Below are 11,690 nucleotides of genomic sequence, written 5' to 3'. Positions count from 1 at the left end.
ATCAGGTTCGGCCAGTCGAACCAGCGCGCCAGATAGGCCGGGTCGAGGAACGGCGTCCAGATGCTGACCGAGCCGATCGCCGCCAGGGTGAGCGCGCCGAAGCCCCAGGCAAAGCGCTGCGCCTGGTCCCGCAGGCGGCCCTCGGTCTTCATCACGTAAGATAGGCAAAAGCCCGGGCATTGAGCGCGTTGATTTCCGCTCGGCTGCACCGCGTTGGTGTGCATTCGTGGAACAGCGGCGCCGGTCTCAGCCCGGCGCGCGGGCTCGGATAAGGTCGGCGAGTGGTTGGACGCTCGCGCTATCGGGGATGCCCAGGCGGTCGCCGAGGTATTGCCAGGTCGAAATGCCAAGCTTGTCGCAGGTCTTGAACAGGCCGAGGAACCCGTCCCGGCAATCCCGGCCGCGATCGATAAGCTCGACCGCTTCCATCTGCTGGTCCTCGACGACCTGTCCTACGTCCGCAAGACCCAGGCCGAGACCAGTGTCCTGTTCGAGCTGATCGCCGCGCGCTACGAACGCCGGTCGATCATGATCACCGCCAACCAGCCGTTCGGCGAATGGGACAGCGTCTTTCCCGACAAGGCGATGACCGTCGCCGCCATCGACCGCCTCGTCCACCACGCCACCATCCTGGAAATGAACGTCGAGAGCTACCGCCGGCGAACCGCCCTCGACCGGACGTCCAGCGAGCCTGAGGCGGGGTAATTGACGCCCGCGACAACTATCCGGGAGCCAGCGTCAATTACCGCTTGCGCCCCGCTCAGACCCGGATAACCATCGTCTACCCGTCACGGCCGATAGGCCGTCCTAATTGACGCTGACGGTCGTCGTAGTTGTCGCGGTACACGAGTTCATCATCAAATCGCGGTCCTGCTCGCTCTCGACCAGCGGGTAGAGGATTCCCACCCCCAGGTCGAAGCCGTCGAGCAGGATGTAGGCCAGGACCGCCACCGCGATCAGCGCGGCCCAGATGGTTGCCGGATCGATCATGGCCCAGCGCTCCTATTCCGCGGGGAAGACCTTGTCGGGGGCGACCGAGGGGGCCGGTGTCAGCCCGGCCGCGCGGGTCGGTCCGCCGTCCGTCTCGGGCCCGCCGGTCACGTCGCCGGTGCGCGGCGGCTTCGCCATCAGGCGCAGGATGTAGACCGTGCCCGCCCTGAACAGGGTGAAGTAGACGATGATGAACGCGACCAGCGAGGCCGCGACCGCCGGTGCGGGCGTAGCCATCATGGCAAGCTTCTGGTCGCCGGCGCGATCGAAGTCGTGGACGGTCGGCCCGGACGGGTCCGGCTGGAGCACATTAAGGACTACTCAACCGACACGCCGCACGGCTTCCTGGCCCGTCAACTGAAACCTGGCACGACGGCCCAAGACCGACGCCTGGGCGGCCTATCCCGGGGCACCGGGCGTGATCCACCAGCCCTACAGCATCGGGCCGATGGCGGCGCACATCGTGCTGCCGTGGATCCACCGTGTCTTCGCCAACCTGAAGGCATGCGCGGTGGGCGTCTATCACGGCCTACGCCGGCGCCACCTTCAGGCGTACCTCGACGAATTCGTCTTCCGGTTCAACCGGCGCTACGCGCGCCACGCTGCCTTCCGCCGGCCGCTGGGCCTCGGGGCCAAGGTCGAGCCTATTACTAACAACTTGTTGGTGAAGCCGGAAGCAGGAGCATAAGCCACTTATGCAATTGGCCGCGCGGCACACAGGGTGCTGACGGCGGACCTACGACTGGGGGCAATCCCGACGATCGGTCCCTTTCTCGTACCCGCCGCGCTGACCCGCCTCTGCTGCAGCTAGTCCGGCCTGCAGCTCTACCTGCGGGGGCGCTGACCGACAGTATGTTGGCGGGCGTGCGCGTGGGTAGGCTGGACGCGGCGCTCATCGCGTTGCCTTTCGAGATCGGCGAGCTGGTCATCGAACAGCCGTTCGACGACTGCTACAAGCTGGCCGCTCCGCGCGGCCACGACCTGACGGCCGCGCGCATCCTGGACTGTCCCGCGAGCTGGCCGACCGCCCGCTGTTGCTGCTGAGGCGTGGGCACACCCTGCAGGGGCACGCGCTTCAGGCGATCCCGGAGGTGCCGCCGCCCGCCGACGACAGCTTGGCGGCGACCAGCCTGTGGACGCTGCTTGCGATAGTGCAGGAGGGCATCGGCCTGACCCTCGTTCCGCAGCTCGCCATCGATGCCTGGGTCGCCGGCGCCAACGACGTGGCGCTGGTGCCCTGCAGCGGACCTGCCCGCGTGACCTCGTCCTGGCCTAGCGCCCGACCTCCCCGCGGGAAGCGGAGTTCAGCGCGCTCGCCGAGGTTTTCCGGGCGGCACGCGCGGACCTCGCCGCGTCGTGATCGCGGTCCGAGCGCTTGCGCCAACGGGTCGCATGGCGGCCCTGCGACCCCCCGCCGACATGATCTGCTGATGTATCAGAGTGTTTGAATACGAAAAGGGGTTTGTCGATGGCTCAGTCGTTGGCAGAGCGGCCCGAGCCCTGCTGGATCCGCAGCCGCTGGATTGCGCAGCTACCCTTGCCGCTGTTTGCTGTGACTATGGGGCACGCCGGCCTGGGGCTGGCGTGGCGGAACGCGCACCAGGCCTTCGGCCTGCCGGCAGTGGTGGCAGAGGTGCTGATAGCATTCGCCGCGGCGGCGTTCGCGCTGGTTGCGTTAGGCTACGTCGTGAAGCTTGCGGCCTGTCCCGCGGGGGTCGTCGCGGACTTTCGCCATCCGGTGATGATGAACTTCTTACCGGCGATCTCGATCAGCTTGCTGCTGCTTGCTGCGGGCGCGCTACCGCATGACCGGCAGTTGGCGGAGAGTTTGTGGATCGCCGGCGCGGCTCTGCACCTCGCCCTGGCGGTAACCATCATTGGCCGTTGGATTCGCCAGAACACCGAGATCCAGCACGCCAGCCCGGCTTGGTTCATCCCCGTCGTGGGCAACATCGTGGTGCCGATCGCGGGCGTGCAGCTTGGATACGAGACGGTGTCCTGGTTCTTCTTCGCGATCGGCCTGACCTTCTGGCTGCCGCTGTTCACGATCGTGCTTTACCGACTGATCTTCCACGATCCGCTACCGCCGCAGGTCGCGCCGCTGCTGTTCATCCTGATCGCGCCGCCGGCGGCTGGCTTCATCGCCTATATGCAGTTGAACGGCGGCACGCTCGACGTGCTGGGCTACGTCCTGGCCGCGAGCGCGCTTTTCATCGCGCTGGTGCTGGCGGGAATCGCGGGGCTGTTCCTGCGCCTGCCGTTCGCGCTGTCGTGGTGGGCCTTCACCTTCCCAGCGGCCGCGCTGTCGTGCGCGATGACTCAAATGCACGCACTCCTACCCGGCGCCGCGACGCACGCGGTGGCGCTCGCCGCGCTGGCGTTTGCCACCGCGATCATCGCTTTGGTGACGCTGCGCACGCTGGCCGCCCTGGTTGCCGGTCGGCTATTCTAGCGGAGGGCTTGGGTGCTCCGCGCCATGTGATCGTCCGCTGCGGCGGCGAGGCGCAGCGTCATCACCTCGCCGGCGGTGAGCGGACGCCAGGGCTCGTCCGTCAGCGGCACGCTGGAGATCAGCCTGACCTCCTGACAGCCCCCAGGCGGGCAGGCGTCAGTGCGCACCAGCCGACCGTCCTCGGGATGGCAGGTCCGTGTCAGGCTGACCAGCCCTGGCGCGGCGATCTCGCCGTCCGGCTGCCGGCGCTTGTGGCCGTGCGCGAACATTAGCTCGCCATCGGTATAGAGGAAGTTGGCCGGGCCGAAAGCACGCAAATCCCGGGCAAAAGCATCAACCGCCGACTGCCGCGCCTCGACACTCGGCGCCGTGCGCGAGGCCTCGCGGGCCGTGATCCAAAGAGGCGCCAGGCGGTCCATCAGCGCACAGAAGGCGATCTCGGAATCGGTTGTGCCGACTGGCAGATGGCGTTCCAGGTCGCTGCGCCAGCGGCGGTCGATCGCGTCCAGGTCGCCGTTGTGGGCAAACGCGTGCATCCGCCCGCCAAGCTCGCGGACGAACGGCTGCGTGTTGGCGAGTATGCAGTCGCCCACCGTGGCCTTGCGGATGTGCGCAAGCGCGAGACGGGCCGGACGCTGTTGGCTGCGCACGAAAGGGACCCAAGGGCTCCGCGCCGCCGGTTCCGGCTCGCGCAGCCGGCGTACGTCGTAGCCGTCGTAGAAGGTCACACCCCAGCCGTCGGCGTGCGGCCCCGCCTCGCCGCCGCGGCGCGCGAAGCGTTCGAGCGACGAGGTCAGGGTCGCGGGATAACGGCTGGCCATGGCCAGCAACTCGCACATGCCAGACTGTCGTCTTAGAAAATGGTGATGCCGCGTGAGGGCTTAGCTAAAAGCCTTGCCCGGGCTGGCACCCAGCTTTTTCACGATGATCGCCAGTGGGCAGAAGCCGGTTAGCGACGCCTGTGCCAGGTTAGCGCCGACGAACGCGGTCAGCCAAAGCCAAGCGGGGTCGTGAACCTGCGACAGCGCCAGGCTGGTCAGCACTACCAGGCCGGCGAACAGCAGAACGATGCGGTCGATCGACATAACGCGCCCTCTTCCTTTTCCATATCACGGTTTCGTTTAACCGAATATGTAGACGTGCGGCGTGCGGTTTCGAGCTCGCTGCGCGAAGCGGTCGCACCCGCTACGCGTGCGCTGCAGAACATATCATGGTTTTCTAATATAAACATGCCCCCACATAGGTGTGGACGCTTGCGGCGGCGCGTCCTGCGGCGCAGGCACCGGAGCCGGCGCGCGCGGCAGGTAACGCACGAGACAGCTCACCGACACTGGAGGCCAGGACAAATGGAACGTGAGGTCGACGTCGCGATCATCGGTGCGGGGACTGCCGGGTTGTTCGCCCTGCGCCAGGTCAAGCGCGTCACAGACAGCTACGTCGTGATCGACGCCGGGCAACTAGGCACGACCTGCGCGCGCGTCGGCTGCATGCCGTCAAAGGTGATGATCCAAGCGGCGGAAGACTATCACCAACGCTACGCCCTTGCGGATGAGGGGATCGGGGGCGGCGCGCAGCTGGCCTTGCACAGCCCCCGCGCGCTCGACTACGTCCGGCAGATGCGCGACAGCTTCGTTAAGCACGTTATGGGCGGCCCTGTTTCTAAGCTGGGTGACAAGCTTATCCGCAGCCACGCTCGCTTCCGCGCCCCCGGCGTGATCGAGTTGGACGTAGGTGCCATGCGGGCGAAGCGGGTGATCGTCGCCACCGGCTCGCGCCCGGTCGTGCCGCAGGCCTGGCAGGCGTTCGGCGACCGGGTGATCACCACCGACCAGCTGTTCGAACAGCCCAGCCTGCCGAACTCGATGGCCGTGCTCGGCCTGGGCGTGATCGGGCTGGAGCTGGGTCAGGCGTTGGCCCGTCTGGGCGTCGAGGTAACTGGTGTGGAGATGCAGGAGCGCGTCGGCGGGCTCGGCGACGCGACGGTCAACCAGGCAGCCGTCGAGGCAATGCGAGAGGAGTTCCCGATCTGGCTGGGCGAGAAGGCTCAGCTCGCCGAGGGCGCAGACGGGCGCATCCAGGTCAGCGCCGGCGAGAAGACGGTCGACGTCGAGCAGGTACTGGTGGCCGCCGGCCGGCAGCCGAACGTCGATGGCCTTGGCCTGGATACGCTCGGGCTGGAGCTGGACGCTCGCGGCGTGCCCACCTACGACTCGCAAACGATGAAGGTTCCGGGCACGCCGATCTATATTGCCGGCGATGCCAACGCCGAGCTGCCGCTGCAGCACGAGGCGCGCGACGAGGGCCAGATCGCCGGCTACAACGCCGCGCGCGGCACCGAGCAGCGCTTCCGCCGGCGCGTGCCTTTGTCGATCGTGTTCTCGCAGCCGAACGTTGTCACGGTCGGGGAAAGCTGGGACAAGCTTGCCAAGGAAGATGTGGTGGTCGGCACCTGCTGGTTCGACGGCGATCAGCGCAGCCGAATCAAGCACGCCAACCGCGGCGTGGCCCGGATCTACGCCGACCGGCGCGACGGCCGGCTGCGCGGCGCGTCGATGGCCGCCCCCGACGGCGAGCACCTCGGCCACTTGTTCGCGCTGGCCGTCCAGCAGGACCTAACGGTCCTGGACCTGCTGCGGATGCCGTTCTACCACCCGACGATCGAGGAGCGGGTGCAGGACGCCCTGCGCGAGATCGCCGGCCAGGTCGAAGAACAGCCGGCCCAGCCAGCTGACCTGGAGTTCTTGAACGCCGATGCCCATCCCCAAGCGGCCGAGTAAGCCGGCGGCCCCGGCTGCGTGCCGGGGCCTGCACCGGCACCGCGCATAGGCACAATGCACATAGCACGCCGGCCTCGTCGATGCGGCCGGCGTTTCGTGTTTCGGACGCTTGTAGGTCGAGAGATTTAGAAGCCGATGCGCGCGCCCACAAAGGCGTTGGTATTGTGCTTCAGTTGGCCAAAGCGAGTGTCGTCGTCCGCGCCGAACAGCCAGTTGGCGCCGACCTCGAGCGTCCAGCGGTCGCTCGGGCTCCAGCTCATGCGCGGGCGTAGGTAGCCGTCTTGCGCGGTGGGGGAGTAGAAGGCGAACAGCGTCGCGCTGACTTGCTCGCCGGGCCAATCCTTCTGCAGCTTGACCGTCCAGAGGTTGCGACGGTCGTCCCGCCCTTGCGGGTCGTTCAGCCGCTCCGTCCGGAAAAACTGTACTGATCCGCTAAGATTGGCAACGATCTCTCGCTCGTAGCCGATCAGCAGGCGCGCCTGTCTGTTCGGTACCGTGGGGTCGGTGCCGTTGCGGTCGTCCAGGCTGTCGTAATAGGCGACCTCGGCGTTAGCGATGCCGCCCAGGGTGGGCACTGGCCCCTCGATGCTGGCGCCATAGGTGCGCAGGCGCGGGAAGGTGACCTGCTGGCTGTTGCGCAGTACCCCCTCCGGGCTTTTCCAGAAGCCGTCATAGAAGTAGAGCGCGGTACCGTAGCGCCCGATCTGTCGGTGGGCGCGCGCCGCCCATTCGTCGTCGGTGAACAGGTCGTCGGGCTGGCGCACGTCGAGCGGGGTCCCGTCGCCCACGATGCGTTGCTGGAAGGGGTTGAAGTAGCTCAGGCGGTCGCCAGTGATATGGCGGTCGGCGTCGAACTGCGGAGTATAGACCACGTCCAAGTTGGCGAGGTCGCTATAGAAGCTCGCCTTCACCGCGTCCGACGGCGCCTTCAGCATGGTATCGCGCCGGCCGATGAAGAACGAGCGGTAGTCCTTCGGGAACAGGTCGTTCAGGAACACGAAGTCGCCGGTGCCCCAGGTCAGGATTTGCCGGCCGGCCTTGATGTCCATGAAGTCGGTCGCGCGCCAGAACACGTTCGCCTCGCGCAGGTCGAGGGCGCCCTGGCCGGACTGCAGGTCGGGTTCGTGCTGTTCGGCGACCGCGTCGGCCACGAGGTGGGCGCGCACCGTCGCGGTCACGTCGGGCCAACTGCGCAGCGCCTTGACCTCCACGCGCGTCTCGGCGAGCGAAACGCCCTCCTGGTCCGTCCGCGGGGTCACCCGCGCACCAGCGCGGGTGTCGATATATCCGCCGAGCCGCCAGTCGGTCAGCAGGCCGAAGATGGGGGCGTCGGACTGCGCGTCGGTATCCTCGGCAGTCGGTTCGGCGGTCGTATCGCGCGCACTGCCGCCGCCCAGGCCCTGGGGTAGCCTGGGGCCGGCGCCGGCAGGCCCGTCGTCGCTTCCGCCGGTACGACCGTCGAGCCCCTGCGGCAACTCCGGGCCGTTCGCGCCACCGTCGCTCTGCCCTTGTGCTCGCGAGCGGCCGTCGAGGCCTTCAGGCAGCGCCGGCTGAGCGTGAGCACTTTGCGCCGCGAGGGCGAGCAGGACGGCGGTGGATAGCAGGTTCCGCCAGAGGGCGATCATCCGAAATCTCCGCACATCAGATATCTAGGTGAAGGGCAGGGCGCGGAAGCGGGTCTACTGGGAGGAGAGGGACAGAAGAAGACGTGATCACGCCATCGAGGCGCCGCATGCAACTTCCTCTCCTACCCCTCCTCCCTAGCGGAGGAGGGGTATTGAAGGGCACGCGTTACTCCCCGGACGTCAGTAGCCCGCGTGGGGGATTGCGCAGGTAACGCTCGGTGAAGATGTCGGCGCTCAGTCCGACGTTGTAGTCCACCTGGGTGTAGGTCAGGGTGGAGTGGCCGCCGCCCCGCAGGTCCCTCATGGTGGACTTCACGACCGTCGGATGACCCTCGATCGTCTCCACCTTGTCGACCGTATACTGCCGGTACTTCGTGCCGTCGGCCTTGAAGTAGTTCACCTGTACGGGAATGAACGTCTCCTTGTGGATGTAGGAGATGTAGTGGTCGAACTCGACCAGACCCGGCTGCTTCGGCTCGGAGCGCAGGACGTAGTAGGTGTCGGTCGTCTCCTTGAGGGTGTGCGTGTCCTCGTTGGCGCCGCGGCCGGAGACGTCTTCGTAGAAGTAGTCCGAGCCGACAAAGGAGGAGCGCTCGTCCTCCGCAGCGATCCGGCGCACTAGGTCGAGGGCCGGCAGGTAGAGCCAGCGGTCGTCGTTCGTCCGCGGGTGCTTGTGCACCATGAACACCGTGTCGCGGATGTCGGCGGGCTCGTGGAAGTAGACGTAGAAGCGCTGGTGGCCGGTCTGCTCGCCGTTCTTCATCATGTCGTGGCGCAGAATGGTCATGGTGCGCTCGCGGATGCGGCCCTGCGCGTCGACGATGTCCATCTGTACGCGTGCCCGGCCGTCCTTGGCCTGGTAGTAGGCCGCCTGCTCGGCGCGCTCGGCGATCTCCAGCGGGCTCGGCGCGCCGCCGGATTGGGCGTTAGCGGCGGCGGGCGCCAGCAGCAGCGCCGCCAGCAGGAGCGTTGGCACGGCTCTCATGGCGCATCTCCTTCTTGAACAGGTGGTTGGGGAACTGGTCGATCAGCGCTGGCAGGATCAGGAGCGTGGCGAGGCCCGCCAGCACCAGGATCGCGGAGATCAGCGTGCCCACTGTCTTGTAGGGCACGAGCGACGACGCCAGCAGCGGCAGGAAGCCCACGCCGAGCACGATGATGTTGCGCGTGATCGCGCGGGCCGGCTCCTCGTAGATCTCAGGCAGGGTCTCGGCCCACGATTGGGTGCGCTGGAAGATCTGCCGGCTGCGCGCTAGGAAGTGGATGGCGTAGTCGACCGCCAAGCCCAGGCTGAGCGAGGACAAGACGGCGGTCGGCATGTCGTAGTCCTTACCGACCCAGCCGACGATGCCGTAGATGGTCACGACCGTGGCCGTCAGCGGCACCATTGCGAGCAGCCCCCAACTGGGGGAGCGGAACAGCACCGTCACCAGCACCAACACCACCGCGAACGAGCCCAGCAGCGCTTCGGCCATACCGGTGACCATCTTCTGCTGCCAGACGAGGTTGATGTAGGTCAGGCCGAACCAGGTCCGCTCGAGCTCCGCTGGCGGCGGGTTGTCGGTCATGTATCTCCGCACCGCCTGGACGACCTTTTGCATGTCCTTGTTGTCGCCGCTGTTAAGCTGCAGCCACAGGTTCGCCCGGCCGTAGTCGGGGGTGGTAAAATTCCAGATGTTGTCCGGATCGTGGCTGTTCTCGTAGGTCAGGATGGTCTGAGCCACCGCTTGCGGACTGTCCGGAATGCGGAACGCCTGCTGGTTGCCCAGTAGCTCGCGGTGCACCGTCTTGACGATATCGCTGAGGCCCGAGACCTTGCCGACCGTTGCAACGTCCCGTTCCAGATAGCGCTGCAGGCCGGCCAGATAGCGCAGCATGTCCGGCTGCTTGAATGGCTGGCTGTTCGTGTCGGCGCCCTCTGCCGGCCGCAGTTGCAAGTAGGCCATGTAGCTGCCGGCGAAGTGGTCGTTGATCACCCGGTCGGCGACGCGGATCTCGTGGTCGCTCTCGAACCAGCGGATCGGGTTGTCGTTGACCTGGATCTTGGTGATACCCCACGCACTGAACGCGATCACCACGGCGGTGGCGGCCAGGATCGGCTTGCCGTTGCGTCCTGCGAACCGGCCGGTTGCGCGCAACCCGCGGGCCAATGGGCTGCCCGGCCGATCGGTACCGGCCGAGCCGCCGGCCCCGAACTTCGCCAACGTCTTTTCGGACACGACCATCAGGTAGGCCGGGCGCAGCGTGACCGTCACGAACCAGGCGGCCAGCACACCGATCGCCACGAACGCGCCGAACACCTGCACCGGTGGGTTCGGTGTCAGCATCAGCGAGGCGAAGCCGGCGGTGGTTGTGAGCGAGGTGAACAGCATCGGCCGCCACAATTCGCCCATCACCTCCCGGATGATCTCGATCCGCGGCTTGTCCGGGGTGTAGCGGTCGTGGAAGTCCGACAGGATGTGGATGTCGTCGAGGATCGCGATCGGAATGATGAAGATCGGGATCATCGACGACATGATGTGCACAGTGAAGCCGCTCACCACGAGCAGGCTCATGGTGAAGATCACCGCGATCATCGCCGCGGCGATCGAGAACAGGATCAGCTTCACGTTGCGGAAGAAGTAGAGCAGCAGCAGGAAGACGCAGAGCATCGCCAAGGGCGCGGAGACCGCCATCTGAAAGAACATCTCCGCGCCAAACCGGTCTTCGGCGACCGGCAGGCCGGTGATGTGGTAGGTGGCTCCGGTATCCTCGAACTGCGCGATCTGCTGGCGCAGCTTCTGCTCGACGGCGTGGCTGATCTTCTTGTGGGTGATCGGGATGTAGAGTGCCAGCGCCTTGCCGTTCTCGCCGACCAGCGTGCCGTCGTACATGGGAATCGACTGGGCGCGCTCGCGCACCCGGATCGCGCCCGCCTGCGTCTCTGGCACGCTTGGCATCAGGTAGGAGAAGTCGACCGCCCCGACACCGCTGGTCTCGATGTTGTCGACCTCCGAGGGCGCGATGATGTCCTCCGAGACCACGCGGCCCTGCACCGTCTCGCCGTCCACCGTGATGTCGAACTTCAGGCCCTTCGCGGCTTCCGTCAGCTGGCGGATGTTGGCGAGATCCTCGGGGTTGAACACGCCCTGGGGGTGGCTGTCGTTGACCACGCCGACGACGACGTACTCGTGCAGCCCGAAGACTTTCTTCAGCCGGTCGTGGTCGACGCGCACGGGCGCGTCCTCCGCCAGCATGTTCTCTGGATCGGTGTCGATCGTCAGCGGCTGCAGTAGCGGCGCGCGCGGGAAGAGCGTCCCCGCAGCGGCCAGCAACATAAGCCCCAGCGTGACCGCCAGCACGGCGATGAAGTAAACGCGCCGGTTCGCGGCGGCGTGTTCGGACAGCTTGCGCATGGGCGGCTCTTCCTCCTCGTCGCTGGTCGCCGTCATTCGCATCATATGCAGGATAACGAATATGTGAGTATAACTTAACATCCCTTTTTCGAAGTCAAGAGAGTTCATGTGTTGACAGGAGTGAAGTGCATGCGCTCCTCGCGGGTGTTGCGCGAAGCTCAACGGTACCTGGCCATCGGCGATGGTGACCGTGCCCGCGATCGGGCCGTCGGTGGACAGATATATTTCCGCAATCGCCGAACGTGAGCGCGAATAGCGCCGCCCGGCTGTTGACCAGCGTGCGGTGGCCACGCCGATCGGCGTTACAAGATACTGATACCATTCCTATGCGAGTTGCGCACCGCGCTTTGCGCGACCCTGTCGGACGAAACTTGGGCTACACTGCGCGTGTTCACTGGCAGCGAGGTTGGCTTCCCCTTGGTGCGGTAAGCCCGAATGCGAGTTTGGACCC

The 11,690-nt window shown here is 66.4% G+C and carries 12 protein-coding genes and 1 pseudogene; 6 read left to right on the top strand and 7 right to left on the bottom strand.

Features of this window, described 5'->3' with window-relative positions:
- Nucleotides 1-216: 216 nt before the first annotated feature.
- Nucleotides 217-705 (top strand): ATP-binding protein, encoded by a 489-nt coding sequence (locus CKO28_RS29675; RefSeq protein ID WP_437127655.1) that lies wholly within the window; start codon nt 217-219, stop codon nt 703-705.
- 102 nt (nt 706-807) lie between these two features.
- Here CKO28_RS29675 and CKO28_RS24390 read toward each other — a convergent pair whose 3' ends face one another.
- Both CKO28_RS24390 and CKO28_RS24385 read right to left on the bottom strand, forming a co-directional pair.
- Nucleotides 808-990 carry a cytochrome d ubiquinol oxidase subunit II gene (locus CKO28_RS24390; protein ID WP_200343501.1) on the bottom strand — a complete coding sequence of 61 codons (183 nt, stop codon included), beginning with the start codon at nt 988-990 and terminating at the stop codon, nt 808-810.
- A 12-nt stretch (nt 991-1,002) separates the two neighbouring features.
- Nucleotides 1,003-1,299, bottom strand: coding sequence for a cytochrome ubiquinol oxidase subunit I (locus CKO28_RS24385; RefSeq protein ID WP_200343500.1), 297 nt, complete (start codon nt 1,297-1,299; stop codon nt 1,003-1,005).
- Here CKO28_RS24385 and CKO28_RS28690 point away from each other — a divergent pair.
- The 4 genes and pseudogenes from CKO28_RS28690 to CKO28_RS24365 all read left to right on the top strand — a co-directional run.
- A pseudogene (locus CKO28_RS28690) lies at nt 1,216-1,678 on the top strand (IS1595 family transposase); the annotation flags it as partial. The gene CKO28_RS24385 and the pseudogene CKO28_RS28690 overlap by 84 nt on opposite strands.
- Nucleotides 1,679-1,854: 176 nt before the next feature.
- Nucleotides 1,855-2,034, top strand: coding sequence for a type 2 periplasmic-binding domain-containing protein (locus CKO28_RS24375; RefSeq protein WP_200343498.1), 180 nt, complete (start codon nt 1,855-1,857; stop codon nt 2,032-2,034).
- Nucleotides 2,025-2,438: a type 2 periplasmic-binding domain-containing protein gene (locus CKO28_RS29480; protein ID WP_200343497.1), complete on the top strand. Its 414-nt coding sequence runs from the start codon at nt 2,025-2,027 to the stop codon at nt 2,436-2,438. The genes CKO28_RS24375 and CKO28_RS29480 overlap by 10 nt, the downstream gene beginning before the upstream one ends.
- Nucleotides 2,439-2,458: 20 nt before the next feature.
- Nucleotides 2,459-3,442 (top strand): SLAC1 anion channel family protein, encoded by a 984-nt coding sequence (locus tag CKO28_RS24365; RefSeq protein ID WP_200343496.1) that lies wholly within the window; start codon nt 2,459-2,461, stop codon nt 3,440-3,442.
- Here the strand turns inward: CKO28_RS24365 and CKO28_RS24360 are convergent.
- Both CKO28_RS24360 and CKO28_RS24355 read right to left on the bottom strand, forming a co-directional pair.
- Nucleotides 3,439-4,281 carry a class II glutamine amidotransferase gene (locus CKO28_RS24360; protein ID WP_200343495.1) on the bottom strand — a complete coding sequence of 281 codons (843 nt, stop codon included), beginning with the start codon at nt 4,279-4,281 and terminating at the stop codon, nt 3,439-3,441. The two genes, CKO28_RS24365 and CKO28_RS24360, sit on opposite strands and share 4 nt — an antisense overlap.
- 42 nt (nt 4,282-4,323) lie before the next feature.
- The gene (locus CKO28_RS24355) at nt 4,324-4,527 is read right to left on the bottom strand and encodes a YgaP family membrane protein (protein ID WP_200343494.1); all 204 of its coding nucleotides are present in this window, start codon (nt 4,525-4,527) and stop codon (nt 4,324-4,326) included.
- Nucleotides 4,528-4,788: 261 nt separating this feature from the next.
- On the opposite strand from CKO28_RS24355, the gene CKO28_RS24350 reads away from it, so the two are divergent.
- On the top strand, nt 4,789-6,219 hold the full coding sequence (locus tag CKO28_RS24350) for a dihydrolipoyl dehydrogenase (protein ID WP_200343493.1): 1,431 nt from the start codon (nt 4,789-4,791) through the stop codon (nt 6,217-6,219).
- A gap of 125 nt (nt 6,220-6,344) precedes the next feature.
- Here the strand turns inward: CKO28_RS24350 and CKO28_RS24345 are convergent, their stop codons facing one another.
- The 3 genes from CKO28_RS24345 to CKO28_RS24335 all read right to left on the bottom strand — a co-directional run bounded on the left by CKO28_RS24345 (nt 6,345) and on the right by CKO28_RS24335 (nt 11,275).
- On the bottom strand, nt 6,345-7,844 hold the full coding sequence (locus CKO28_RS24345; protein WP_200343492.1) for a hypothetical protein: 1,500 nt from the start codon (nt 7,842-7,844) through the stop codon (nt 6,345-6,347).
- Between the two features lie 166 nt (nt 7,845-8,010).
- Entirely contained in the window at nt 8,011-8,829 is an 819-nt protein-coding gene (locus CKO28_RS24340; protein ID WP_200343491.1) for an outer membrane lipoprotein-sorting protein, read from the bottom strand.
- A complete protein-coding gene (locus CKO28_RS24335) occupies nt 8,771-11,275 on the bottom strand; it encodes an efflux RND transporter permease subunit (RefSeq protein ID WP_200343490.1) in 2,505 nt (834 codons plus the stop codon). The genes CKO28_RS24340 and CKO28_RS24335 overlap by 59 nt, the downstream gene beginning before the upstream one ends.
- Between the last annotated feature and the right edge of the window lie 415 nt (nt 11,276-11,690).

Origin of the sequence: Rhodovibrio sodomensis (assembly GCF_016583645.1) — a bacterium.
Classification (GTDB): Bacteria; Pseudomonadota; Alphaproteobacteria; order Kiloniellales; family Rhodovibrionaceae; genus Rhodovibrio; species Rhodovibrio sodomensis.
This window is presented reverse-complemented; position numbering and strand designations above follow the sequence as displayed.

Bases quoted from the DNA above. Each gene is read 5' to 3' on its own strand.
- CKO28_RS24335 (WP_200343490.1), bottom strand. From the start codon at position 11,275: ATGACGGCGACCAGCGACGAGGAGGAAGAGCCGCCCATGCGCAAGCTG.
- CKO28_RS24350 (WP_200343493.1), top strand. From the start codon at position 4,789: ATGGAACGTGAGGTCGACGTCGCGATCATCGGTGCGGGGACTGCCGGG.
- CKO28_RS24345 (WP_200343492.1), bottom strand. From the start codon at position 7,844: ATGATCGCCCTCTGGCGGAACCTGCTATCCACCGCCGTCCTGCTCGCC.
- CKO28_RS24340 (WP_200343491.1), bottom strand. From the start codon at position 8,829: ATGAGAGCCGTGCCAACGCTCCTGCTGGCGGCGCTGCTGCTGGCGCCC.
- CKO28_RS24355 (WP_200343494.1), bottom strand. From the start codon at position 4,527: ATGTCGATCGACCGCATCGTTCTGCTGTTCGCCGGCCTGGTAGTGCTG.
- CKO28_RS24365 (WP_200343496.1), top strand. From the start codon at position 2,459: ATGGCTCAGTCGTTGGCAGAGCGGCCCGAGCCCTGCTGGATCCGCAGC.
- CKO28_RS24360 (WP_200343495.1), bottom strand. From the start codon at position 4,281: ATGTGCGAGTTGCTGGCCATGGCCAGCCGTTATCCCGCGACCCTGACC.
- CKO28_RS24390 (WP_200343501.1), bottom strand. From the start codon at position 990: ATGATCGATCCGGCAACCATCTGGGCCGCGCTGATCGCGGTGGCGGTC.